Raw genomic sequence first — 25,205 nt, 5'->3', positions numbered from 1 at the left:
ACAAAAACCGGTTTATGGCAGCACGCCCCAAATCTCGCTCGCATATTGCCGGATCGTCCGATCGGAGGAGAACCAGCCAACCCGCGCTGTGTTCCGGATCGTCTTGGCATACCACGTATTTTCCTGCGCCCAGAGCGCATCCACCCGGCGTTGGGCGGCGTGATAAGCATCGAAATCGGCGGCGACCATGAACCAGTCGCGATCGTAGATACCGCCGATCAACTCGCGATAGCGGTCGCGGTCGTCGGGCGAGAACACGCCGGAGGCGATCGCCGACAGTGCCTGACCGAGTTCGCGCGATCCCTCGATCACCTCGCGCGGGTTGTAGCCGCCGGCGCGCTTGGCGGCGACTTCCTCCGCGGTGAGGCCGAAGATCATGATGTTGTCGTCGCCGACATGATCCTTGATCTCGATATTGGCGCCGTCGAGCGTGCCGATCGTCAACGCGCCGTTCAGCGCGAACTTCATGTTGCCGGTTCCCGATGCCTCCATGCCAGCGGTGGAGATCTGTTCGGACAGGTCGGCGGCCGGCATCATCACCTCGGCCAGGCTGACGTTGTAGTTCGGCACGAATACGACCTTGAGCAGCCCCTGCACGGCCGGATCATGGTTGATGACGCGCGCCACGTCGTTGGCCAGTTTGATGATCAGCTTGGCATTGTGATAGCTCGGCGCCGCCTTGCCGCCGAACAGCTTCACGCGTGGCTGCCAATCGCGCTCGGGGTGCGAGCGGATCTGGTCGTACAGCGCCACGGCCTCGATGATGTTGAGCAACTGCCGCTTGTACTCGTGGATGCGCTTGATCTGGATGTCGAACAAGGCGTTCGGATCGATCTTCAGCCCCATTCGCTCGCGCAGCAGGTTGGAGAGCGCGGCCTTCTTGGCGATCTTCACCGCCTTGAACTTGGCCTGGAACGCGCCGTCATCCGCGACGGCGTCGAGTGCCGACAGCTTCTCGGTATCGTCGAGAAAGCCGTCGCCGATCGTCTCGCGGATCAGCCCGGTCAGTTCCGGGTTGCACTGCTGCAGCCAACGTCGGGGCGTGACGCCGTTGGTCTTGTTGTTGATCCGGTCCGGGAACATGCGGTGCAGATCGGCGAATACGGTCTGTTTCATCAGGTCGGTATGCAGCGCCGCCACGCCATTGACGCTGTGCGAGCCAACAAAGGCGAGGTTCGCCATCCGCACCCGCCGCTCGCCGGTCTCGTCGATCAGCGAGATTGCGGCGATGGCGCGGTCGTCCATGCCCCTCTCCCGCCGCGCGGCGATCAGCAGCTTGGCGTTGATCGCGTAGACCAGCTGCATGTGGCGCGGCAGCAACCGCTCGAACAGCGGCACCGGCCACGTCTCGAGCGCCTCGGGCAGCAGCGTGTGGTTGGTGTAACCGAAGGTCGGCTGGGTAACCGCCCAGGCGTCGTCGAACGACAGGTCCATCTCGTCGATGAGGATGCGCATCATTTCGGCGATCGAGACGGCCGGATGCGTGTCGTTGAGCTGGATCGCGGCCTTGTCCGGCAGCGTGCGAATGTCGCCGAAATATTGGATGTGCCGTCGCACGATATCCTGCAGCGAGGCGGAGGAGAAGAAATACTCCTGCCGCAGCCGCAGTTCCTGCCCCGCGATATGCGAATCGGCGGGGTAGAGCACGCGCGCGAGGCTGTCGGCCTTGTTGCTCTCCGCCAACGCGCCGATGTGGTCGCCTGCGTTGAACTGGTCGAGCAGGATCGGGTCGATCGGGGTCGCCGTCCATAGCCGGAGCGTATTGACGCGCTCCGCGCGCCAGCCGACCACGGGCGTGTCGTAGGCCGTCGCGATTAGGCGTTCGCCCGGCTTCCAGACACGCGCATCATCGCCGCTACCGTCCGCGCGGGCGGGCTCGACCGTGCCGCCGAACCCGATTTCGTAGCTCGACTCGCGCCGCTCGAACTCCCACGGATTACCGTGTGCGAGCCAGGTCTCAGGCAGCTCGATCTGGAAACCGTCATGGATCTCCTGCCGGAACATGCCGTTCACGTAGCGGATGCCGTAACCATAAGCCGGTACGTCGACCGTCGCCATCGACTCCATGAAACACGCCGCCAGCCGGCCCAGGCCGCCATTGCCCAGCGCAGCGTCCGGTTCGAGTTCACGGATCAGGTCGAGTTCGACGCCGAGCGAGGACAGCGCCTCCCGCATCTCCTCCATCAATCCGAGGTTGGAGACCGCGTCGCGCATCAACCGGCCGATCAGAAACTCGAGGCTGAGGTAGTAAACACGCTTGCCGCGCTTATCGTAGGTTTCCTGCGTCGATTCGATCCAGCGGTCGATGATGCGATCGCGGATCACGTTGATGACGGCGGCGAGCCAGTCGTGCGGCTTGGCGGCGACCGCATTCTTGCCGATGCGGTAGGTCAGCTTCTCGACGATCTCCGCCGCGAGTGTCTCGGGATTGGTGGCGCGCGGCGCCGGTTTTGGAAGCGTGGGAGCGGCTTTGATCATCGAACAGCCTCGAATTGGATACCGGGCGCGAGCGTATCGTCACGCTCATGCTTTGTAGAGGGTTAATCCATCGCCAAGGCGTACCGATGCTTTTTAAAAGATCGCGCGGGCGACGGCGATCGCGACGTCGATCAGCGACGCGCCCGCCAGTGGCCCGACGAACAGCGCGAACAGCAGCAGGCCGATCAGGCGCAGCAACACACGCTCCTGCGCCGCGTTCAACCGGGGTTCCGGCGGCGGCGGGTCGAAGCCCCCCGGCGACGGTGGCCATGCTCCGGGATCGAAGAACATCCCACCGAGATATCACAAGGCGGAGGCGAAATCTTCTCCTCCAGCGTCCGTTTAACCTTTGTTTGTCAATTTCTGCGACATGCCTGATGCGTGTCGGAAATGCTTACACAACGCACGTTTGTACACGTAATTAGGGCCGCACGACGATGATAAGGCTGTTCAAGCACTATATCCCCAATGCCGTGCTGCTGCTCGGGCTGCTCGATGTGGTGCTGCTCGTTGTTTCGGGCGAGGTCGGCTATGTGCTGCGCATCCATCAGCTTGGCAGCATCGTCGATCCCATCCGGAACCGCGTAGCGCAGCTCGGCTCGTTTGCGCTGTGCGTCGAGGTGGCGATGATGGCGACCGGCGTCTACAGCGCGCAGTCGTTGCAGTCGCTGCGCTTCGCGATGGCGCGAATGGTGGTGGCGGTGTCGCTGGCGGTGATCCTGCTCAGCGTTATCTCCTTCCTCCTGCCCGGCGCGACGTTCTGGCGATCGAGTCTGCTCTACGCGATGGGCATCACCGTGGTGCTGCTGATGACGCTGCGGATGCTGCTCGGCAAGGCGCTGGGCGGTCAGATCTTCAAGCGGCGCATCGTCGTGCTGGGCGCCGGCGCCCGCGCGGCACGGCTGAAGGTACTGGCGGCGGCGCCGGGTGCAGGTTTCGTCGTGGTCGGCTATGTTGCGATGAGCGAGGCGGCGACGCGCGTCATCCCCGAGGCGATCGCGCGCGACGCGATCTACAATCTCGCCGACCATGTCGTGCTGCTGAACGCGAGCGAAGTCGTGCTGGCGCTGGAGGAACGGCGCAATGCCCTCCCCTTGAAGGACCTGCTGCGCATCAAGACCACGGGCGTCCACGTCAACGAAATCTCGACCTTCCTTGAACGGGAAACCGGACGGATCGACCTGCAAAGCGTCAACCCGAGCTGGCTGATCTTCTCCGACGGTTTTTCCTCGGGCCGGATGTTCTCGAGCATGTTCAAGCGTCTGTTCGATATCTGCGCGAGCGCGACGCTGTTGCTCATCATGGCCCCGGTGATCGTGCTGACCGCGCTGGCCGTGAAATTGGAGAGCCGCGGCCCCGCCTTCTACCGCCAACGCCGCGTCGGGCTGTTCGGCGTCGGGTTCGACTGCATAAAGCTACGCTCGATGCGGCAGGACGCCGAAGTCGCCGGCACCGCGGTCTGGGCGGAAAAGAACGACCCACGCATCACCCGTGTCGGCCGCTTCATCCGCAAATGCCGGATCGACGAACTGCCGCAGACATGGAGCGTGCTGAAGGGTGAGATGAGCTTCGTCGGTCCACGCCCGGAACGCCCGCACTTCGTCGAGGATCTCGAGCAGCAATTACCCTATTATGCGGAGCGACATATGGTGAAGCCCGGCATCACCGGCTGGGCGCAGATCAACTATCCTTATGGCGCCTCGATCGACGATTCGCGGCACAAGCTCGAATACGATCTGTACTACGCCAAGAACTATTCGCCGTTCCTGGACCTGCTCATCATCCTCCAGACGATCCGTGTCGTGCTGTTCCCGGAAGGAGTGCGCTGACGCGATGATCGCGGGAGTCATCCTGTGGAGCCATGCACTCGCCGCCCTGCTGTTCGCGGGGGTGACGCTGTCGCTGCTGCGCGACGGCCGCGCCGGGCTGCCGCGCCTCACGTTCACGCTGGCGCTGGTGATGACCGCGCTGTGGGCGCTCGCGGTCGCAGGCATCGGCACCAAGGATCTCGTCACCCGCCTGACCGAAACCACTCGCAACCTCGCGTGGCTTGCCTTCATGTTCGCGCTGTTGCGCCGCGATCCAGCCGCACCGCAGCGCCGTGCGGTCTCGTTGATCTACGGCGCGGTCGTTCTGGTCATCCTGTGTGGTCTGATGCTGTCGGTGGTGGAGAACATGCTCGGCGCGTCGGTGCCGCACGAGCTTGCCCCGGTGCGCACACTGTTCCGCGTCATGGTGGCGATCAGCGCTTTGGTGTTGCTCCAGCACTTGTACGGCGCGGTCGTGCCATGCGCGCGCGGCGGCATCCGGCTCGTCGTAGTGGCGCTGGCGGCAATGTGGGGGGCGGACCTGCTGCTCACCACCACCGCATACGCGACCGGACATTGGCCGCAGGAACTGGTCGCCGTGCGCGGCATCGTCATGGCGATGATCGCGCCGGTGCTGGCGGTGGCGGTGCAGCGTGGCGACGACTGGACGCTGCAACTCTCGCGCACCGTGGCGTGGCAGACGCTCTCGCTGGCGGCGACGATCCTGTACGGTGTCGCAATGCTGTTCGCGACGAGCGCGATCGCGACATTGGGTGGCGACCATGCCCGCCTGCTCGAAACCGCGTTCGTGTTCGGCAGCACTGCCGCGGGGCTGACGCTGCTGTCCTCACCGTGGGTGAAGGCGTGGGCGAAGGTGAAGCTTGCCAAGCACTTCTTTGAGCATCGCTATGATTATCGCGCCGAGTGGGTGCGTTTCACCGCCACCCTCGGCAAGCCTGAGGGCGCCGCGCCACTCACCGAGCGCATCGTCAAAGCTGTCGCGGACCTGACCGACTCGCCTGCCGGGCTGCTGCTGGTACCCGAAGGCGCCGGTCTCGGCATCGGCGCGGGCTGGCGCTGGCAGGACGCGGGTGCGCAAACCACCGAGGAAGCGCTGGCCGAGCATCTGTCCAGCAGCGGACGGATCGTCGAACTCGACTCGGTGCGCGCCGGCACCGCCGATCCGGTGGAACTGACGAGCGTGCCGCAGTGGATGCTCGCCAGTGATGCTTGGGCGCTGGTGCCGCTCGTCCACCTCGGCCGCTTGCAGGGCGCGATCCTGCTGGCACGGCCGCCGGTCGATCGGGCGCTCGACTGGGAGGATTTTGACCTGCTGCGCATCGCCGGCCGGCAGGTGGCGAGCTATCTGGCCGAAGCACGCGCGCAGGAAGCTTTGGCGGAGGCGGAGCGGTTCGACGAGTTCAACCGCCGCTTCGCGTTCATCATGCACGACATCAAGAACCTGGTCAGTCAGTTGAGCCTGACCGCGCGCAACGCCGAGCGCCACGCCGAGAACCCGGCATTCCGCGCCGACATGATCGCGACCCTGAAGGACTCGGCCGGTCGCATGAACGATCTGCTCGCGCGACTGTCACAGCACCATTCGGGGCGTGTTGAGGAGCCGCACGCGGTCGATCTGGCGGAGATAGCCCGACGCATCGTGCGCCAGCGCCGCCGTCAGCATCGCATCAACCTTTCGGGTGAACACCGTGCCTTCGCGCTCGCCGATCCCGCCCGGCTCGAGACGTTGCTCGCACATCTGATCCAGAACGCTGTGGAGGCGAGCGGCAAGGACCAGCCGATCGACGTCACCGTCACCGCCGGCGAGCGGCCCGCCATCACCGTTGCCGACGCTGGCTGCGGCATGTCGCCCGCATTCGTGCGCGACCAGTTGTTCAAGCCGTTCGTATCATCGAAACCCGGCGGCTTCGGCATCGGCGCTTTCGAGGCCCGCCAGCTTGCCGAGGCGATGGGTGGCACCGTCACCGTCACAAGCCGCGAGGGTCAGGGCACACGCTTCGTTGTGATGCTCCCCCCCGCGCCCACCCTGCCCGTGGAACAGGCCGCATGACCGACAAGCCCAAAGCGCTGCCCAAACTGCTCATCATCGAGGACGATCTCGGCCTGCAACGCCAGTTGCGCTGGGCGTATGAGGACTATGACGTGATCGTCGCACACGACCGCGCAAGCGCGATCGACGCCGTGCGCGCGAACGAGCCGGCGGTCGTTACGCTCGACCTCGGCCTGCCGCCCGATCCGGACGGGGTGACCGAAGGTTTCGCCACGCTCGCCGAAATTCTTGCGCTGAAGCCCGATACCAAGGTGATCGTCGCCTCCGGCCACGGCGCCCGCGAGTCCGCGCGGCAGGCGATCGCGGACGGTGCGTGGGATTTCTACCAGAAGCCGATCGACATCGACGCGCTCGGCCTGATCGTCGCGCGCGCCTTCCACGTCCATGCGCTGGAGACGGAAAACCGCCGCCTCGCCGAACGTGACAGCGGCACCGCACTCAGCGGGATGATTACCGCAGCACCCGAGATGCTCAAGGTGACGCGCACGATAGAACGCGTCGCCGGCGCGGACGTGTCGGTGATGCTGCTCGGCGCGAGCGGCACCGGTAAGGAACTGCTCGCGCGCGGACTGCACGACACCAGCCACCGCGGCAAAGGTGCGTTCGTGGCGATCAACTGCGCGGCGATTCCCGAGACGCTGCTGGAAAGCGAGCTGTTCGGCCATGAAAAGGGCGCGTTCACCGGGGCGGTAAAAACCACCGAGGGCAAGATCGAACAGGCCAGCGGCGGCACGCTGTTCCTCGACGAGATCGGCGATGTGCCGCTGCCGCTCCAGGTCAAGCTGCTGCGGTTCCTGCAAGAGCGCGTGATCGAGCGGATCGGCGGGCGCAAGGCGATCCCGGTCGACACGCGCATCGTCTGCGCGACGCATCAGGATATCGACGCGATGGTGGCGGCGGGGTCGTTCCGGGAGGATCTGTACTACCGCCTCGCCGAAATCGTCGTGCGCATCCCTTCACTTGCCGAGCGCAGCGGTGACGCCAGCCTGCTCGCCAGCCATTTCCTCAAGAAGTACGCGAAGGCCATGCATTCCTCTGTCACCGGCCTGTCCCCCGATGCGCGCGCCGCGATCGATGCGTGGAGCTGGCCCGGCAACGTGCGCGAATTGGAGAACCGCATGAAGCGCGCGGTCATCATGGCCGAGGGCAAGCTGGTCACCGCTGTCGATCTCGACCTTGCGGAAGGGTCGGAGGAAGTGCCGCTCAACCTGCGCGCCGCGCGCGAAAGCGCCGACCGCAAGACCATCCGGCAGGCGCTGGCGCGCGCGGACGGCAATATCTCGAACACCGCCAAGTTGCTCGGCGTAAGCCGGCCGACGCTCTACGACCTCCTGAAGAGCTATGACCTCCATGCCTAAGCCCCGCAAACGCGTTCGTTTCGCCCGCAAGGCGCTGGTCACGGGTGGCGCGCTGGGTGCGGTCGCCACGGCGGGGTTGTTCGCCGTTACCGCGCTGACCCCGGCCCGCGCCGATGCCGGGGGTGCGCGCAGTGAACTTGCACAGAGCCTCCAATTGCTCGACACCGGCAATTACAGCGCCGCGCGGTTGCACGCGCAGCTTGCCATCAAGGCCGATCCGAACTGGGGCCTCGCCCATGCTGTGCTCGCGCGCGCCTATCTGGCGATCGGGGACGGCATCTCGGCGGAAGGCGAACTCGACCGCGCGCGCGACGACGGCTTCGATACCGCACGCGCGCACCAGCTTTACGCGCACGCCGCGTTGATCGAGGGCGATCCCGACCGCGCGCTTGCCGAAGCCGCAAAGGCGCAGCCGCGCTTCGCCGGCTATGCGATGCGGATCGCCGCGCGCGCGCTCGCCGCCAAGGGTGATGTGCCGGGCGCCGAGGCGATGTTGCTAAAGGTGCTCGCCGCCAATCCGCAGGATGGCGCGGCCTTCGCCGACCTGGGGCGCATCCGGCTGGACTCCGGCAACGTCGCGGGTGCGATCGATTCCGCCGCACGCGCGGTCGCGGCCAGCCCCAACAACCTTGCCGCGCTGACGCTGCGCGGCGAACTGATCCGCGCGCAATACGGGCTGGTCGCGGCGCTGCCGTGGTTCGAAGCGGCATTGACGAAGGACGCCTATTACTATGACGCGCTGATTGACTACGCGGCGACTCTGGGCGACGCCGGCCGCAATCAGGAAATGCTGGAGGCGACCCGCAAGGCGCTCGACGCGCGGCCGAACGATGCGCAGGCGTATTATCTGCAAGCGGTGCTGGCCGCGCGCTCGGGCAATTACGACCTTGCGCGCACGTTGCTGGCACGCGCCTCTGGTACGCTTGGCGGGACGCCGGGCGTGCGGCTGCTTGGCGGGATGCTCGCCTATCAGGCGGGCGCATACCAGCAGGCAATCGAGCAGTGGGGCGCACTTGCCGCGCAACAGCCGATGAACCTCACCGCCAAGCGGCTGCTCGGTCTCGCCACGCTGCGGGCGGGCGACGCGCGCGGCGCGCTGGCGGCACTGCGGCCGGCGGCCCTCCGCAGCGACGCCGACAGCTACACGCTGACGCTGGTGGCGCGCGCGTTCGAACAATCGGGCGAGCGCAACTGGGCGGCGCCGTATCTCGACCGGTCGTTCTGGCCGGCGCGGCCGGGTGCGGCGCCGTTCGGGACCGACGAAAGCCCGGGGCTGCTCACCTCGCTCGCCAGCGATCATCCAATGGAGCCGGTCGCGCGGCTGGGAGCGGTGCGTGGTCTGCTCGAAGCGGGCAATCAGAGCGCCGCGCTCGCGCAGGCGCAGGCGATCACGCAGATCATGCCGGGCGCGCCCTCGGGATGGCTCGCGCTGGGCGATACGCTGGCGGCGAACGCACGCTACGGCGATGCTGCGGCCGCGTACCGGCATGCTGCCGACATCCGGTTCGACGAACCGACGATGCTGCGCATGGTGGATGCGCTCGACCGGGCCGGACAGCGCCCGGCCGCGCTCGATGCGCTCAGCAAGTTCCTGTCGCAGAACCCGCAGAGCATCGCTGGGCAGCGCATCGCCGCGCATTGGCAGATCGCCGCCGCCCAATATGACGCGGCGATCGACACGCTGGAGGGCCTGCGACAGCAACTCGGGGATCGTGATGCGGCGCTGCTGGCGGAACTCGCCTATGCCTATACCGGCGATGGTGACGCCGACACGGGCCGCAGCTATGCCAAGGCCGCCTACTGCTTCGCGTCGATGAACCCGGCCGTCACGGATGCCTATGGCTGGGCGCTGTACCAGCTTGGCAAGACCGGTCTTGCCGTGCAGCTGTTCCAGAAGGCGGTGGCAATCGCACCCGCCGATGCGACGCTGCACTGGCATCTCGGGCAGGCGCTCGGCGACCTCCACCGGGATGGCGAGGCGGCGACGCAGATCCGCGCGGCGCTTGCCGTTCCCGCTTTCAGCGATCGCACGGCCGCGACGGCGGCGTTGAAGGCGCTGAAAGTCTGAAACGGCTGACCTTTGCTCGGGCGTACCCTGAAGCCACAGGATGCAAGCGGTCGCCACCGATTGCCTGATCCGCTTGCCCGAACCCCCGTCTTCTTTCAAAGCGCGGCGGCAACGACACTGCGGGACCAGACACATGACCGACCCGATCGAACGGATCGCCGCCGCTCTCGAACGCCTTGCGCCGCCGCGCGCGGCGCCGGCTGATCCGCTCGCGTATCCGGCCTATGTGTGGCGCGGCGATACGCTCAGCGCCGCGCGCGCGTTCGCGCCGGTGCCGCTCGATCGTATCTTCGGCCTTGCCGCGCAGAAACAGGCGCTGCTCGACAACCTCACCCGCCTGGCCGGCGGTGCGGCGGCGCATGACGTACTGCTGTGGGGGGCGCGCGGCACCGGCAAATCGGCGCTGGTCAAGAGTTGTACCGGCGCAGTGCAGGCGGGCGGCGCAGCGCTGGCGTTGGTCGAGGTGATCGGCACCGGGCTGGACACGCTCCCCGACCTGTTCGCGCAGATCGCCACCGCACCCCGCGCATTCGCGATCTTCATCGACGATCTCGGCTTTGATGCGGCGAGCGATGCGCGCGCCTTGCGGTCGATGCTGGACGGCGGCGCGGAGGCGCGACCCGCCAATGCGCGCCTGTTCGTCACCTCCAACCGCCGCCACCTCGTGCCGCAAAACCTTGAGGAGCAGGCCGACGCGATCAACCCGCGCGACGTTGTCGACGACAATCTCGCGCTTGCCGATCGCTTCGGGCTGAGCCTCGGTTTCCACGTGATCGATCAGGACACCTATCTCGGCATCGTCGCGGGCTATGCGCAGGCGCTCGACTTGCCGTTCGATGCAACCGACGCGGTCGGCTGGGCGACACGGCGTGGCAGCCGGTCGGGACGGGTCGCGTGGCATTATATCGTCGATCTGGCGGGACAACACGGCAAGACCGTAGGATAAAGCTTAACTCGGATCAGATTGGCGCGAAGCCTGCTTGACTCGGCTCGGTGCCGCTTGGAAATGCCGGTCATGGCGCGCGTGGGGGAAATCGATCTACCGGACCGGCTTGCGCCGGGCATACCGCGCTGGGCGACGCAAATCGGCGTCGGCCTGCTGTGCGGGCTGGGTGCGATCGCGATTCGGTTGGTGCTCGATCTGGTCGTCCCAGGCATCGGGCCGTTTGCACTGGTGTTCCCGGCGCTGATCCTGGCGACGCTGTTCGCGCACTGGCCGGCCGGCGTGCTGACGGCGGCACTGTCGATGTTTTACGCATGGCATACCGTTGTGTTCGGGGTCGCCGCGCGGGCACCTGCATCGCTCGACGATCCGTACGGCGTCACCCGTACGCTGGTGATCGCGGTTGCCGCCGGCCTCACCATCGCCATCGCCGAGACGTTCCGGCAGGCAGTCCGCATGGCGGCGACGGAGCGCGACCGCGAGATCGCCGACCGCGACCTGTTCCTCGCCGAGTTCGACCACCGCATGAAGAACAATTTCGCGATCGTCGCGGGGCTGCTCGACATGCAGGCGCGCCGGGCCGAACACCCGGCGACCGCCACCGCGCTGGACACCGCACGGATGCGGGTGGAAAGCATCGCGCAGGCACACCGCCATTTGTATCGCGGCAGCGACCACGTCGGCGCGGTCGAGATGAGCGAGTATCTGCACCAACTGTGCGGCGCGCTGTCCGAGGCGCTGTTCCTCCGCGGCAAGGTGACGTTGGTGTGCGACATCGACAGCACACAAATGCCACGCGATCGGGCGGTTTCGATCGGCCTCGTCGTCAACGAACTCGTCACCAATGCGGCCAAGCACGCCTTCACCGGCCGTGATACCGGCCGGATCGAAGTGCTGCTGCGGGCGCACGCCGATGGCTGGACGCTCATCGTCGCCGACGATGGCGTCGGCCTGCCCGCCGCCACCGCGCCGCGCGGCGGTCTCGGTACGCGACTGATCGATGCGTTTGCTCGGCAGGCAGGCGGAAAATTGCGCACCGAGAGCGGAGCAGGCGGAACGCGGAAGACGTTGGAACTGGCGGCCTGACCGTCGGCCGTTGCCGTTGTGTTTGCCGAGGGTTTGCAACGAAGTCAGTTGGCTAGTGCACGCTGTTGCGGTTGATACAGAGGTTCGGCACGCGACACCGGCGTTGTCCAAGCACTAGGTCAGGCCAGCCCCTTCATCCTGCGGAACGCATCGAACGCGTCGAGGAACCGTTCTAGGTCCGCTTTGGACAGGTAATAGGGCGTGGATAGCCTGAGCTTGCTCGGCTCGCCACCGCGCACCCGGATCTTATGGTTCTGCCAGAGCCATGTCTCCAGCTCCATGCGCTGTACCGGCGGCACGTTGACGGTGATGATCGCGCAGCGCATCGCCGGATCGGGCGAGGTCCAGCTCGTCGCGCCGCGTTTCATCATCTCGGCATGGAGGTAATCGGCAAGCTGGCGGTGGCGCCGCTCGATCCGGTCGATGCCGATGTCCTGCGCCATCGCAACCGCCGCGTTCAGCCCCATCATCGTCGGGATATTGGATGATCCGAACTGCTGGTAACGCCCGGCCTTCAGGGTCCGATCGTCCCAGCTGTGCGTCACCGTCGTCGGCCAGAGCCGATCGCCGATGCTATCGTCGCGGACATACAGGAACCCGGTACCTTTCGGCGAAAACAGCCATTTGTGCATCGATCCGGCGTAAAGATCGCAGCCGATGTCGTTGAGGTCGAGCTTGCCCATTCCCGCCGCGTGCGCGCCATCGAACGCCGAGACGATGCCCTTCGATCGCGCCAAGGCCGAAATCTGCTTGGCGGGCAGGATGACGCCGGTGTTGGTGCTGATGTGGCTGACGAAGATGATCTTCGTGCGCGGCGTGATCGCATCGTTGATGCGGTTCAGGATCTCGTCGGGGGATTTCGGCGGCTTGGGCATGGCAAAGGTCTTGATGACGATGCCGTAGCGTTTGGCACGCAACTCCCACGGCGCGATGCCGCTGCCGTGTTCCTCGTCCGACATCAGCACTTCGTCGCCTGCCTTCATGTCGAAGCCGTTGCCGATGAAGCTGTTCGCCTCGGTGCAGTTGCGCACTATCGCGATCTGGTCGACGTGCGCACCGACGAGATCGGCGAAGGGTTTGCGGAACTCCGGCCACGGGCCGTAACCCCAGATCGGATACTCCTCCGCGCCGGCCTGCATCATCTGCTCGGTCTGCTCGTAGCTGTCGAACACCGCCTTCAGCACCGGGCGCGGCGACGAGCCGACCGTGCCGTTGTTGAGATTGACGAGATCAGCCGGCATCAGGAACTGCTTGCGCAAACCCGCCCAGTACGCGTCCTCGTCCTTGTCGTAGAGGCTTGGCGCAGGCATCGCCACCGGCGCCATCGCGGCGGCGAGCGCCTCCCGCCCCAAAGGCGCGGCAAGCCCGACGGCAGTTGCGGTTGCAAGCAGGGAGCGGCGGTTCAGCATCGTCACCTCGGCATGAAGGATACATGCGCGAGACGGTAGCGGCCTGACCGCCAATAGCAACAATTCTTCTCTATAGGAAACTAATAAGCGATCTGTCCCACCACGTTGCCCGGCGGAGTATAGCGACATACCAGATAATCGTCGCGTTCGTTGCTGGCGAGCGCACAGCCAAAACGCGTGGTGCCGCGCCATATGATCTGGGTGTAATGCGCGACGTCTTCCCACCGGCCGGTGGTGCTGAAGTCCGGCGTTACAGCATTGCGAAAATAGCGCTTTTCGTCGACGAAACCGCCGACCATCTCGTCATAGCGGTACGCACCGCGCGTGCCGGTCCACAAATTCTCACCCTCCCGGCCCGGGCCCATCGGCTGCTCGGCATGTTCAAAGCGGTGCTCGGCGGCGAGCGTCCGCGCGTAGATCAGTGCGTGCGCGGCCAGCGTATCGTCCCACACCAACGGCGCGACGCCGACGGCAGCGCGCGCGCGGTTATGCCCATCGAGCATCGCCTGCCGTAACAGGCTGAGCCCGCGCGCCGGCTGCTCCTTCAGACGCGGCTCGACGATCCGCGCCGGGCCGGGCGGCGAACACCCGGCGACCGCGAGGAGCGGCGCCAGCGCCAACAACACTATCTTCCGCATCTTCCCACATCCTTTGCGCAGGCATAGATGGCGCGGCATGCCCCCAAGCGAAACCCCACCCCTCGCGCTTTACGTCCATTGGCCGTTCTGCGTGTCGAAATGCCCGTATTGCGACTTCAACAGCCATGTCCGCGAAAGCGTCGATCAGGATGCGTGGCGGGACGCGCTGCTCGCCGACTTGGCGTACGAGGCGCGGCTGTTGCCGGGGCGGCGGCTCGGCTCGATCTTCTTCGGTGGCGGTACGCCCTCGCTGATGCCGCCTGCGACAGTGGCGGCGATCCTCGGCGCGGCGGAAGCGGCATGGGGGTTCACGCCCGACATCGAGATCACGCTGGAGGCAAATCCGTCATCGGTGGAGGCGGCGCGGTTCGCCGATCTCGCTGCGGCGGGGGTGAACCGCGTGTCGCTTGGGTTGCAGGCACTGGACGATGCCGCCCTGCACTTCCTCGGGCGCGCGCATGGTGTCGACGAGGGGCTGGCCGCGCTGGCGACGGCGCAGGCCAACTTCGCGCGCGTGAGCTTCGACCTGATCTATGCCCGACCCGGCCAGAGCCTCGCCGCATGGAAGGCGGAACTGGCCCGTGCACTTGATTTCGGCACCGAGCATCTGTCGCTCTACCAGCTCACCATCGAACCCGGCACGCGCTTCGCGACCGAAGCGGCGGCGGGGCGGATCGTCATTCCCGATGGCGATGCAGCGGCCGACCTGTTCGAGGCCACCCGCGCGATGACGGCCGCCGCCGGGCTACCGGCTTACGAGATCTCCAACCATGCGCGGCCGGGGGCGGAGAGCCGCCACAACCTCGTCTATTGGCGGTATCAGGATTACGCCGGGATCGGCCCCGGCGCGCACGGCCGACGCGAGGGGCTGGCGACCGCACGGCATAAAAAGCCGGAGAACTGGATGGCGGCGGTGGCGCGCAACGGCCACGGTGCGCAGATCGAGGAGCCACTGGTGCCTGGCGAGCGCGCCAAGGAGGCGCTGCTGATGGGGCTGCGCCTGCGCGAGGGGATCGATCTAGCGCGAGTGGCGCGGCTTGGCGGCGTGCCGGTGGCGGCGGTGATCGACGAGGACAAGGTGGCGCGGCTGGCGGCGCAGGGGCTGCTATCAAGCGATGGCAACCATCTGACCGTAAGCGAAGCGGGGATGCTGCTGCTCGATGCGATCCTGCCGGAGGTGGTGCTGGGGTGACGGGCATCCGGGCACGTTCTAGCATGCCCTACGACACCGAGTGTCCGGACTTCAACCCAGCCGCGCCGCGTGCCAGCGCAGGTGATCGGCCATGAAGGTCGAGATGAAATAATAGCTGTGGTCGTACCCCGGCTGCATCCGGAGCGTTAGCGCAATGCCGGCCTCTTCGCACGCCGCCGCCAGCAATTCCGGGCGGAGATGCTCGGCGAGAAACGGGTCGGCGTCGCCCTGATCGACCAGCAGCTCGGGCAGCCGCGCGCCATCCTCGATCAGCGCGACCGCGTCGTGGACCCGCCATGCCGCAGGATCGTCACCCAAATACCCGCTGAACGCCTTCCGCCCCCAGTCGACCTGTCCCGGCGCGGCGATCGGCGCGAAGGCGGACACGCTGCGGAAGCGATCCGGGTTACGAAGCGCGATGGTGAGCGCGCCGTGGCCTCCCATCGAGTGGCCGGTGATGCCCTGACGCGTCATGTCGGCCGGGAACTCCGCCGCGATCAGCGTGGGCAGTTCGTCCTCGATGTACGAGCGCATGTGGAAGTGCGTGGACCACGGCGCTTGCGTCGCGTCGAGGTAGAAGCCCGCACCCTGCCCGAAGCTGTATTCGGGTACGTCCGCCACGCCTTCGCCGCGTGGGGAGGTGTCGGGCGCGACGAAGATCAGGCCCAGTTCCGCGCAAGCCTGCCGGTATTCACCCTTCTCGGTGACGTTGGCGTGCGTGCAGGTCAGGCCAGACAGGTACCACACCACCGGCAGCGTCGTGCCCGGTACATGGTCGGGCACGAACACGGAGAAGGTCATCGGCGTATCCGTCGCGGTCGATGGGTGACGGTACACGCCCTGCGTGCCGCCGTGTGCGCGCACCGTGCTGACGGTTTCGATCACGCCGGCATCCGGTGGCGACCGCACAGCTTGTTGCCGTCCGGATCACGCAGATAGGCGAGGTACATGTTACCGATCGGCATGTAGCGCACGCCGGGCGGGTCCTCGGCCGACGTACCGCCATTGGCCACGCCTGCCGCATGCCAGGCGCGCGCCTGCTCCGGCGATTCCATCGCGAAACCGAGCGTGTGCCCGTTGCCGGGCGCGGCGGGCTCTCCGTCGACCGGCGTGGTGACGAGGAGGCGACCGCCGCCATGCGAATAGACAATCCGCCCCTTTGCGTCATACTCACCGGGTGCCGCGCCCACCACGGCGAGCACCGCGTCATAGAACACCTTGGAGCGGGCAAGATCGTTGCTGCCGACGACGACGTGACTGAACATGCGGGCTTCTCCGGTCAGGCGATTAGAACAGCACGACCGAGCGGATGCTTTCGCCCGCGTGCATCAGATCGAAACCCTTGTTGATCTCGTCCAGCGACAGCACGTGGGTGATCATCGGGTCGATCTCGATCTTGCCGTTCATGTACCAGTCAACGATCTTGGGCACGTCGGTGCGGCCCTTCGCCCCGCCGAACGCGGTGCCGCGCCAGTTGCGCCCGGTGACGAGCTGGAACGGGCGGGTGCTGATTTCCTTGCCCGCTTCCGCCACGCCGATGATGATCGAGGTGCCCCAGCCGCGATGGCACGCCTCCAGCGCAGTGCGCATCACCTCGGTGTTGCCGGTGCAGTCGAACGTATAGTCCGCGCCGCCGTCGGTCAGCGCGAGGATCTCGGCGATGGTGGTGGCGCGATCCTTGCCGCGCGCGTCGATGAAGTCGGTCATGCCGAAGCGGCGGCCCCAGTCCTCGCGGTCCGGGTTGATGTCGACACCGATGATCTTGTTCGCGCCGGCCAGCCGCGCGCCTTGCAGCACGTTGAGACCGATACCGCCGAGGCCGAACACGACGATGTTCTCGCCAACCTGCACCTTGGCGGTGTTGACCACCGCGCCGACGCCGGTGGTGACGCCACAGCCGATGTAGCAGGAGGTCTTGAACGGCGCGTCTTCGCGGATCCTGGCGACGGCGATCTCGGGCAGCACGGTGAAGTTCGAGAAAGTCGAACAGCCCATGTAGTGGAAGATCGGCTGGCCCTTGTAGCTGAACCGGGTGGTGCCGTCCGGCATCAGCCCCTTCCCTTGCGTGGCGCGGATCGCGGTGCACAGGTTGGTCTTGCCGCTGAGGCAGGATTTACACTGGCGGCACTCCGGCGTGTAGAGCGGGATGACGTGATCGCCGGGCTGCACCGAGGTGACGCCCGCGCCGACTTCGCGCACAATGCCAGCACCCTCATGCCCGAGTACGCTCGGGAACAGCCCCTCGCTGTCGAGGCCGTCGAGCGTATAGGCATCGGTATGGCAGATGCCAGTCGCCATGATCTCGACCAGCACCTCACCAGCCTTGGGGCCTTCGAGATCGAGGTCTACGATCTCGAGCGGCCGCTTGGCCTCGAACGCAACGGCGGCGCGGGTTTTCATCGTGGCAACTCCCGATCAGGCGCGCGCGTGTTCGACCACGCCGTCCGAATTGTAGCGCAGCGCCTTCAGCACTGTATCGACGATCGCCTCGGCATCGAGACCCGCCTCGGCATACTGCACCTCGGGCTTGTCCTGATCCTGGAAGGTATCGGGCAGGCGCAGCGTGCGCAGCTTGAGGCCGGCATCGATCAGCCCCTCGTCTGAGGCGAAGGTCAGCACGTGCGCACCAAGCCCGCCGATCGAGCCTTCCTCGATCGTGACGGCGACTTCGTGCGTCGACAGCAGCTTGCGGATCATCCCCTCGTCGAGCGGCTTGGCGAAGCGCAGATCGGCGATGGTGGTGGACAGGCCGCGGGCTTCCAGCGCCTCGGCCGCCTTCTGCGCCTCGCCCAGCCGGGTGCCGAGCGACAGGATCGCGACCTTCTGGCCCTGGCGGACGATGCGGCCCTTGCCGATTTCCAGCAGTTCGGGCGTGGCGGGCAGCTCTACGCCGACGCCGTTGCCGCGCGGATAGCGCACTGCGATCGGCCCGCTGTCGTGGGCGACGGCAGTGTGGACCATGTGGACCAGCTCCGCCTCGTCCGACGGCGCCATCACCACGAAGTTGGGCAGCGAGGCGAGATAGGTCACGTCGAAGCTGCCGGCATGGGTCGCGCCGTCCGCACCGACGAGGCCAGCGCGATCGATCGCAAAGCGCACCGGCAGGTTCTGGATGGCGACATCGTGCACGACCTGATCGTAGGCGCGTTGCAGGAACGTCGAGTAGATCGCGCAAAACGGCCGCATCCCCTGCGCGGCGAGGCCGGCGGCGAAGGTGACGGCGTGCTGCTCGGCGATGCCGACGTCGAAGAAGCGATCGGGATAGGTCTTGGCGAACGCGTCGAGTCCGGTGCCCGACGGCATGGCGGCGGTGATCGCCACCACGCGGCTGTCGGTCTTGGCGGCATCGACCAACGCCTGGCCGAACACGTTCTGATATTGCGGCGGGCCGGGAGGCGCCTTGGCCTGCGTGCCGGTGATAACGTCGAAGCGCTGCACACCGTGGTACTTGTCGGCTGCCGCCTCGGCCGGGGCATAGCCCTTGCCCTTCTGCGTGACGACATGAACGAGGATCGGGCCATCGACCGCATCGCGCACGTTTTCAAGCACGGGGATGAGCTGGTCGAGGTTATGGCCATCGACCGGGCCGACGTAATAGAAGCCGAGTTCCTCGAACAGCGTGCCGCCCATCGCCATGCCGCGCGCGAACTCGTCGGTCTTCTTGAGGCTGGTGGCGAGCGGACGCGGCAACCGCTTGGCGACGCGCTTGGCGAGATCGCGTAAGCCCAGGAATTCCTTGCTCGACGCAAGCCGGGCGAGATAGCCCGACAGGCCGCCAACCGGCGGAGCGATCGACATATCGTTGTCGTTGAGGATCACGACGAGGCGGTTGCCGGCGGCCTCGGCGTTGTTCATCGCCTCATAGGCCATGCCGGCCGACATCGCGCCGTCACCGATCACTGCGATCGCCTTGCCGGGCTGGTCCGCGATCTTATTGGCGATCGCAAAGCCGAGGCTCGCCGAGATCGAGGTGGACGAGTGCGCCGCGCCGAATGGATCGTACTCGCTCTCACTCCGCTTGGTAAAACCAGACAGGCCGCCGCCCATGCGCAGCGTGCGGATACGGTCACGTCGGCCGGTGAGGATCTTGTGCGGGTAGCATTGATGGCCGACATCCCAGACCAGCCGGTCGCGCGGGGTATCGAACACGTAGTGAATCGCGACGGTCAGCTCGACCACGCCGAGCCCGGAGCCGAGATGACCGCCAGTCACGCCGACGGCGGAGATCGTCTCCTGCCGAAGCTCGTCGGCGAGCTGGCGGAGGTCTGCGGGCGCGAGTCTGCGGAGATCGGCAGGCGTATCGACGGTGTCGAGAAGCGGGGTGGTGGAAGCGTCAACCATCGCGCGTGCTTAGCGAAGCCGCACGCGACTGTCGATTGATTGCGAGCACATGCCATGCGCCTTGACGCGGCGTGCGTTGCAAAACCACAACGTCCGCATGGCAGACTTCACCCATCGCCTCGCCGTAACCCACGACATCCCCGCCATCGCCGCGCTGATGGAACGGGCGATCGGCGCGCTGCAAGCGGGGTTTCTTACCCCGGAACAGGTGGCGGCGAGCCGGCTGAGTATGGGCCTCGACACGCAACTGATCGAGGACGGCACGTACTTCGTGGTGGAGGATGGTTCGCGACTCGCCGGCTGCGGCGGTTGGAGTTTCCGGGCGACGCTCTATGGCGGCAACCACAGCGTTTCGCTGCGTGATGGGTCGACACTCGACCCCACGCGGGATGCGGCGCGGATTCGGGCGATGTACACGGACCCGGATTTCACGCGGCGGGGCGTTGGCAGGATGATTCTCGCCATCTGCGAGGATGCCGCGCGAGTCGCCGGATTCACCCGCGCGGAGATGATGGCGACTCTGGCGGGCGAACCCCTGTACCGCGCGAGCGGTTACGACACGATCGCGCGAGTCGACAGGATGAACGCGAGCGGCGTGGCAGTTCCCGGGGTACGGATGGGCAAGACGCTCTGAGGGGTGCCGATCACGCCTGGCGACGGGTCGGTCAGGCAGCCGCCTCGCAGTTCGCGCACTTGCCGCGCACCTCGATCACCGGGCGGACCGGCGAGAAGCCGGCCTTTTCCGCTGCCGAACGCACGCCGTTGGTGATGAGATCGTCGTCGAGGTGCGTGGTCTGGCCGCACGTATCGCACACCAGGAAGATACAGTCGTGCAGACAATCCGGGTGCGCGTTGGCGATATAGGCGTTCGAGCTTTCCACCCGGCGGGCAAGGTTGGCGGCTACAAACACATCGAGGATCCGGTAGACGCTGTTGGCGGCCACACGCCGACCTTCCGCCTTCGAAACCGCCTCGGCGATGTCATAGGCGGACGCCGGCTTGTCGAAAGCGGCGAGCGCGGCGAAGATGTGCGCGCGCATCGTCGTCCACTGCTCGCCCGACCGCTCCAAAGTCTGTTGGGCAGCGCGCGCGAGGGCGTCGCCCTGCGGCTCCTGATGGTGGTGGTGCATCGCCATCGCCCGCAGATAGGAACTTCGCCGTTCTGCGGCAAGCGGCGAGCCTGGCGGAAGACGGCGGGATGTTTGCGCGATTGAGACTGCTGCCGATTGGCGATAGCGCGTTGTGACTTCGGGCGGCGCGTGAACCAAAACGACAAGGTGGGTGTTCGAGAATCGATGTTTCGCCGTATTCTTAACCGACGCCGCGAGCGGCAACCCGAGCAACGGGCGGTTGCGGCTTGGTACGACTCCCGCCTTTACGCGATTGGCGATATTCATGGCCGGCGCGATTTGCTCGACGATGTCTTGCGCCAGATCGAGACGCAGGAAGCGCAGAGTGACGGCGCGCCTTCCGAGATCATTTTTCTTGGCGACCTGATCGATCGTGGCCCGGATTCCGCCGATGTGGTCGAGCGGGTGGTGCAGTTACGGGGAAGCGGGCGACCCGTAAGCGTGCTGCTCGGCAACCATGAAGAAATCTTTCTGCGGATCTTGCGTGGCGAGTTCAGCCTGCTGCCGATGTTCCTAAAAATGGGCGGTCGCGAGACGGTGCTCAGCTACGGCATCACACGCGAGGAATACGACACGCTATCGAACCAAGCATTGGCCGAGCGGCTGCGCGTGCTGGTGCCACATGCGCATTTCGCGCTCTTCAACGACTGCGATGTGATGGTGTTTCGCGGTGACTATGCTTTCGTTCATGCCGGCATCCGCCCTGGCGTAGCGCTTGCCGACCAGAAGGAAGAAGACCTGCGCTGGATTCGCAGCCCCTTCCTCGAAAGCAACGCCGATCATGGCCGCATCATCGTCCACGGCCACACCGTGTCGGAAGAGCCGGAGATGCGCGCCAACCGGATCGGCATCGATACCGGCGCGGTGTATAGCGACCGGCTGACCGTCCTCGGCATCGACGGCACACGGCGGTGGCTGTTCGAATCGGCCAAGACACCTGGGAATACCGCGCGCCGTCGCATCGCCTGACCCGGCGCCCGCGCAGCCGACGCCGTGCCACTCCGGCTCCCATGCTAGTGTTTAAGACTGCCGCAACAGCTCCGTGGCGAATTCGCGCACAACCGGGCCGATCTCCTCATGTACCAACGCCAGCGCGAGGTTGGCCTGGATGAAGCCGGCCTTGTCGCCGCAATCATAGCGCTGCCCCTCGAACGTGAAACCGTGGAACGGCTGCTGGCCGATCAGTTGCAGCATCGCGTCGGTCAGCTGGATCTCACCGCCGGCCCCCTTTTCCTGCTTTTCCAGAATGCGCATCACCTCCGGCTGAAGAATATAGCGCCCCGGGATCATCAGGTTCGACGGCGCCGACCCTTGCGTGGGCTTTTCCACCAGCGCGGTCACCTCGGTCAGCCGGCCGTCGGTCTTGCCCGGAGAGATGATGCCATATTTGTGCGTTTCGGACGCAGCGACCTCCAACGCGCCAACGACGTTGCCGCCGACCCGCGCATACGCTTCGACCATCTGCTTCATGAAGCCAGGCGTTCCGACCATCAGTTCGTCGGGAAGAAGCACCGCGAACGGCTCGTCGCCGACGATCTCGCGCGCGCTCAGACCGCATGGCCGAGCCCCAGCGGCTCCTGCTGGCGGATATAGACCGGTGAACCCGGCTTCATGCGAATGTTCTCGATCGCGGCGAGCGACTTGCTGCGGCCGCGCATCGTATCCTCGAGTTCGTATGACACGTCGAAATGGTCTTCCAACGAGGTCTTGTTGCGGCTGGTGACGAAGATGATCTGCTCGATCCCCGCTTCCAGCGCTTCCTCGACCGCATATTGGATGAGCGGCTTGTCGAGGACGGTCAGCATTTCCTTCGGCATCGCCTTGGTCGCCGGCAGGAACCGCGTACCCAGCCCCGCCACCGGGAAAATCGCCTTGCGTACCGGTTTGATGCTCATGCGTCCGTAACTCCGAAATCGCGCGTGAAGGTGTGGAAAGGACCCGCGACCTGCAACACCGCGGACGCGGCGCGCCCTATTATGGACGTGATACAACCTTGTCGATCGGCTTAACAGCGTCGAGGCGTCAGGAGATGGCACAGCTTGCCCGTGCAGCTCGTCGTTCGCCCCACGCGACCCCGCCGCGCATCCGGTAGCAGGACGTTCAGTTCGCCGCGCGGCGATTGAGATCGTGGCCAAGCGCGAGGATGGCGACGCCGATCAGCGTCCACACCGTTTCCCCGCCACCGCTGTCGTGCGGCAGTGACATCGCACCCGCCATCATGCCGAGCCCCAACGAGCCGACGGCGGCCGGCATCATATACCCGTGCGAAACAGCACCGCGACCAAGTGCGATCACGCCGAGCAGTATCGCGATCGACAGGCCGACCTCGTGAAACAACGGGTTGAGCAGCAATCCGCCCGCCGACGCGGCGAGCGCGACCAGAACCGAACTCGCGACGCAGTGGATCACACAAAGTCCGGACAGGCCGATCGCGAGTCCGTCGAAGCGCGACTCGATCCAGTGAAGTGCAGGATGATGAACATGAGCGGTCATTGCCCAGCGCATGTGGCATGCAGCACATGAAGTTACAACATATCATCGCAAGTTTTATGCGGAAGAACCGAGTTGAAACGGGAAGCCGCCTCAGCCCGGTCCCGCCACTGAACGGGAAAAGTCCCGTCGCTGGCGTTGGCTACCGCGCACGTAAGAGCGCGTTGCGGTGTCGAACCTTGGCTTAACGGGGTGCAGTGGATCAACGTGCTGTCAAAATGTCCAATCGACGTGGCATCGTGATCGGGCTAGGCACAGGCATGCTTCAGGCGCACTCTGGCCGCACGGCCGTTCCCGTGGCGATGATACGCTGGCTTTATCTGGTCGCGGCGATGATCGTGCTGATGGTGGTGGTCGGCGGCATCACCCGTCTCACCGAGTCCGGCCTGTCCATCACGCAATGGCAGCCGATCAGCGGCATCGTGCCACCTCTTACGGACGCACAGTGGCAGGTGGAGTTCGCGCATTATCGGCGCATTCCGCAATATACCGCGATCCACGATGGCATGACCATGACCGGGTTCAAGCACATCTTCTTCTGGGAGTATCTGCATCGCCTGCTCGGGCGTGTGATCGGCACGGTGTTCGCGCTGCCGTTGCTGTGGTTCGCGCTGCGCAGGCAGATCCCGCGCGGGTACGGTTTCCGGCTGGTCGCGTTGCTGGCGCTCGGCGGCTTGCAGGGCGCGTTTGGCTGGCTGATGGTACGATCCGGCCTGTCCGATCGGATCGAGGTCGCACCTTTGTGGTTGGCGGCGCATCTGATCACCGCGCTGTTCACGCTTGCCGGGCTCGTGTGGACCGCGCTCGATCTGCGGGCGCTCGCGCGTAACCCATATGCGCGTCCGGCCGCGCTGACCGGGTTCGGCGCATTGGCGGCGGTCGTGCTGGCCGTGCAGCTGTTCTACGGCGCGCTCATGGCGGGGCTGCGCGCCGGGCTGGTTACCAACGAGTGGCCGCTGATGAACGGGCGGATCTTCCCGCATGAAGTGCTCGGCACGCGACCGCTCGGCGCGCTGATGATCGATGATCCTTCGCTGGTGCATTTCATTCATCGATGGTGGGCTTGGGTCCTGGTGGCGGTGCTGGCGGTGCTCGCGCGGCGTGCTAAAGCGATGGGGCATCGCCGCGCGTCGATCGCGATCCATATCGCGCTTGGGCTGCAGATCCTGCTCGGCATCGCGGTGGTGATGTCGGGCGTCAACATCGCGCTTGCCGCGCTGCACCAGCTGGTCGGTGCGCTGCTGGTGGTCAGCGTGGTGTGGGGCATCCATGCGAGCGGGCGCCGCCGCGCGTGATCGACGCGATTTTGCTGGCGCTCACCCCTGCGCCCGTTGCCACGCCTGCTTTCCATCCGATCGAAGGCGCGACGTACCGAAGCGACACCAATGAGACGAGGACCGACGACGGCGGTTCGCAGCATTTCCACGCCAGCCGGCGGATCGTGTTCCGCCGCGAGGCGACCGGTTATGTCGCGGAGACGACGATCGACTCGGCCGATCAATCCGGGCCACAGGCGGGTTCAGCGTTTCTGGCGGGCAATCGTGCGTTTTTCGGTCGCGTCGTGCGGGTGCATCTTGATGCCGCCGGCGCAATCACGGCGGTCGACGATGCCGACGCGCTGATCGAGCGCCTCGCGGCCAGTATCGAAACGGCAGCACGGTCAGTGACCGGCCCTGCCCGCGCCGCCGCGATGGCGGCACCGCTTCGAGCCTTCGACCCTGCGCAGCGGCGTGCGATGCTCGGTTCAGCGGTGGCGGACCTGATCCGCCCCGTCGATGTAGCGCGCCCGGACGGCACACGCACCGTCGCACTACCGTCGCGTGTGCCGACCGCCGCAGGGCAAACCCTGCCCGGCATCGAAACCGTGCGCCGCGACGGCGATGCGGTATCCATCACTACCCACGCCGCCGGGCCGGTCACGGTTGGTGGCACGACGGTGCCTGGTGCCGCCGCCGGCACGATCACGCTCGACACGCTGCGCCGCGTCGATACGACGACCGGGCTCATCATCGAGAGCCGTTCCGCCCGCTTTATCACGACCGCAAGCGGCGCGCGAAGCAGCCGCGCCGAGACGGTCGTGACGCTGCGACTGGAGCCCTGAACGCGTACGGTATCATAATACCCGTCAGCAACGCCGCCGGTTGCTTGACTTACCGGCAGTTCTGCAACAATAGCGCGACATCGGGCGCCGTC

The 25,205-nt window shown here is 66.0% G+C and carries 20 protein-coding genes and 1 pseudogene; 11 read left to right on the top strand and 10 right to left on the bottom strand.

Annotated features, from left to right (window positions below; translation table 11 throughout):
• Window positions 1–12 precede the first annotated feature (12 nt).
• The gene (locus L8F97_RS11585; protein WP_242149817.1) at window positions 13–2,478 is read right to left on the bottom strand and encodes a glycogen/starch/alpha-glucan phosphorylase; all 2,466 of its coding nucleotides are present in this window, start codon (window positions 2,476–2,478) and stop codon (window positions 13–15) included.
• Between the two features lie 437 nt (window positions 2,479–2,915).
• Here L8F97_RS11585 and L8F97_RS11580 point away from each other — a divergent pair, with 437 nt between their 5' ends.
• The 6 genes from L8F97_RS11580 to L8F97_RS11555 all read left to right on the top strand — a co-directional run bounded on the left by L8F97_RS11580 (window position 2,916) and on the right by L8F97_RS11555 (window position 11,812).
• Window positions 2,916–4,307, top strand: a complete 1,392-nt coding sequence (locus tag L8F97_RS11580; protein ID WP_242149814.1) for a TIGR03013 family XrtA/PEP-CTERM system glycosyltransferase — start codon at window positions 2,916–2,918, stop codon at window positions 4,305–4,307.
• A gap of 4 nt (window positions 4,308–4,311) precedes the next feature.
• Window positions 4,312–6,357, top strand: a complete 2,046-nt coding sequence (prsK, locus tag L8F97_RS11575) for an XrtA/PEP-CTERM system histidine kinase PrsK (protein ID WP_242149811.1) — start codon at window positions 4,312–4,314, stop codon at window positions 6,355–6,357.
• A complete protein-coding gene (gene prsR, locus L8F97_RS11570) occupies window positions 6,354–7,715 on the top strand; it encodes a PEP-CTERM-box response regulator transcription factor (RefSeq protein WP_242149809.1) in 1,362 nt (453 codons plus the stop codon). Before prsK ends, prsR begins: the two co-directional genes overlap by 4 nt.
• Window positions 7,708–9,783 (top strand): tetratricopeptide repeat protein, encoded by a 2,076-nt coding sequence (locus L8F97_RS11565; protein WP_242149806.1) that lies wholly within the window; start codon window positions 7,708–7,710, stop codon window positions 9,781–9,783. Before prsR ends, L8F97_RS11565 begins: the two co-directional genes overlap by 8 nt.
• Before the next feature lie 133 nt (window positions 9,784–9,916).
• Window positions 9,917–10,729 carry an ATP-binding protein gene (locus L8F97_RS11560; RefSeq protein ID WP_242149803.1) on the top strand — a complete coding sequence of 271 codons (813 nt, stop codon included), beginning with the start codon at window positions 9,917–9,919 and terminating at the stop codon, window positions 10,727–10,729.
• Window positions 10,730–10,798: 69 nt separating this feature from the next.
• A complete protein-coding gene (locus tag L8F97_RS11555; RefSeq protein ID WP_242149800.1) occupies window positions 10,799–11,812 on the top strand; it encodes a sensor histidine kinase in 1,014 nt (337 codons plus the stop codon).
• Between the two features lie 119 nt (window positions 11,813–11,931).
• Here the strand turns inward: L8F97_RS11555 and L8F97_RS11550 are convergent, their stop codons facing one another.
• The gene (locus tag L8F97_RS11550) at window positions 11,932–13,221 is read right to left on the bottom strand and encodes an aminotransferase class V-fold PLP-dependent enzyme (RefSeq protein ID WP_242149796.1); all 1,290 of its coding nucleotides are present in this window, start codon (window positions 13,219–13,221) and stop codon (window positions 11,932–11,934) included.
• An 80-nt stretch (window positions 13,222–13,301) separates the two neighbouring features.
• Window positions 13,302–13,859, bottom strand: coding sequence for a CAP domain-containing protein (locus tag L8F97_RS11545; protein ID WP_242149793.1), 558 nt, complete (start codon window positions 13,857–13,859; stop codon window positions 13,302–13,304).
• A gap of 37 nt (window positions 13,860–13,896) precedes the next feature.
• On the opposite strand from L8F97_RS11545, the gene hemW reads away from it, so the two are divergent.
• Entirely contained in the window at window positions 13,897–15,051 is a 1,155-nt protein-coding gene (gene hemW, locus L8F97_RS11540; RefSeq protein ID WP_242149790.1) for a radical SAM family heme chaperone HemW, read from the top strand.
• Between the two features lie 51 nt (window positions 15,052–15,102).
• Here the strand turns inward: hemW and fghA are convergent, their stop codons facing one another.
• From fghA to dxs, 4 genes are read right to left on the bottom strand one after another with little or no spacing between them, the layout of a single operon-like run.
• Window positions 15,103–15,933 carry an S-formylglutathione hydrolase gene (gene fghA / locus L8F97_RS11535; protein ID WP_242150162.1) on the bottom strand — a complete coding sequence of 277 codons (831 nt, stop codon included), beginning with the start codon at window positions 15,931–15,933 and terminating at the stop codon, window positions 15,103–15,105.
• A complete protein-coding gene (locus L8F97_RS11530; RefSeq protein ID WP_242149787.1) occupies window positions 15,933–16,316 on the bottom strand; it encodes a VOC family protein in 384 nt (127 codons plus the stop codon). The genes fghA and L8F97_RS11530 overlap by 1 nt, the downstream gene beginning before the upstream one ends.
• A 22-nt stretch (window positions 16,317–16,338) precedes the next feature.
• Entirely contained in the window at window positions 16,339–17,451 is a 1,113-nt protein-coding gene (locus L8F97_RS11525; RefSeq protein ID WP_242149783.1) for an S-(hydroxymethyl)glutathione dehydrogenase/class III alcohol dehydrogenase, read from the bottom strand.
• 15 nt (window positions 17,452–17,466) lie between these two features.
• On the bottom strand, window positions 17,467–19,392 hold the full coding sequence (dxs, locus tag L8F97_RS11520) for a 1-deoxy-D-xylulose-5-phosphate synthase (RefSeq protein WP_242149781.1): 1,926 nt from the start codon (window positions 19,390–19,392) through the stop codon (window positions 17,467–17,469).
• A 97-nt stretch (window positions 19,393–19,489) separates the two neighbouring features.
• On the opposite strand from dxs, the gene L8F97_RS11515 reads away from it, so the two are divergent.
• The gene (locus tag L8F97_RS11515) at window positions 19,490–20,026 is read left to right on the top strand and encodes a GNAT family N-acetyltransferase (protein ID WP_242149778.1); all 537 of its coding nucleotides are present in this window, start codon (window positions 19,490–19,492) and stop codon (window positions 20,024–20,026) included.
• A 31-nt stretch (window positions 20,027–20,057) separates the two neighbouring features.
• Here the strand turns inward: L8F97_RS11515 and L8F97_RS11510 are convergent, their stop codons facing one another.
• On the bottom strand, window positions 20,058–20,528 hold the full coding sequence (locus L8F97_RS11510) for a Fur family transcriptional regulator (protein WP_242149775.1): 471 nt from the start codon (window positions 20,526–20,528) through the stop codon (window positions 20,058–20,060).
• A 159-nt stretch (window positions 20,529–20,687) separates the two neighbouring features.
• Here L8F97_RS11510 and L8F97_RS11505 point away from each other — a divergent pair, with 159 nt between their 5' ends.
• A complete protein-coding gene (locus tag L8F97_RS11505; protein ID WP_242149773.1) occupies window positions 20,688–21,491 on the top strand; it encodes a metallophosphoesterase family protein in 804 nt (267 codons plus the stop codon).
• Between the two features lie 51 nt (window positions 21,492–21,542).
• On the opposite strand, the pseudogene galU reads toward L8F97_RS11505, so the two are convergent.
• A pseudogene (gene galU / locus L8F97_RS11500) lies at window positions 21,543–22,417 on the bottom strand (UTP--glucose-1-phosphate uridylyltransferase GalU).
• Between the two features lie 205 nt (window positions 22,418–22,622).
• Window positions 22,623–23,015 carry a MerC domain-containing protein gene (locus L8F97_RS11495; RefSeq protein ID WP_242149770.1) on the bottom strand — a complete coding sequence of 131 codons (393 nt, stop codon included), beginning with the start codon at window positions 23,013–23,015 and terminating at the stop codon, window positions 22,623–22,625.
• A gap of 299 nt (window positions 23,016–23,314) precedes the next feature.
• On the opposite strand from L8F97_RS11495, the gene L8F97_RS11490 reads away from it, so the two are divergent.
• Complete coding sequence (locus L8F97_RS11490) at window positions 23,315–24,307, top strand: COX15/CtaA family protein (RefSeq protein WP_242150160.1); 993 nt, start codon at window positions 23,315–23,317, stop codon at window positions 24,305–24,307.
• A complete protein-coding gene (locus tag L8F97_RS11485) occupies window positions 24,304–25,113 on the top strand; it encodes a hypothetical protein (protein ID WP_242149767.1) in 810 nt (269 codons plus the stop codon). The genes L8F97_RS11490 and L8F97_RS11485 overlap by 4 nt, the downstream gene beginning before the upstream one ends.
• Window positions 25,114–25,205 lie beyond the last annotated feature (92 nt).

The organism is Sphingomonas sp. BAUL-RG-20F-R05-02 (genome assembly GCF_022662305.1).
Taxonomy (GTDB): Bacteria; Pseudomonadota; Alphaproteobacteria; order Sphingomonadales; family Sphingomonadaceae; genus Sphingomonas.
This window is presented reverse-complemented; position numbering and strand designations above follow the sequence as displayed.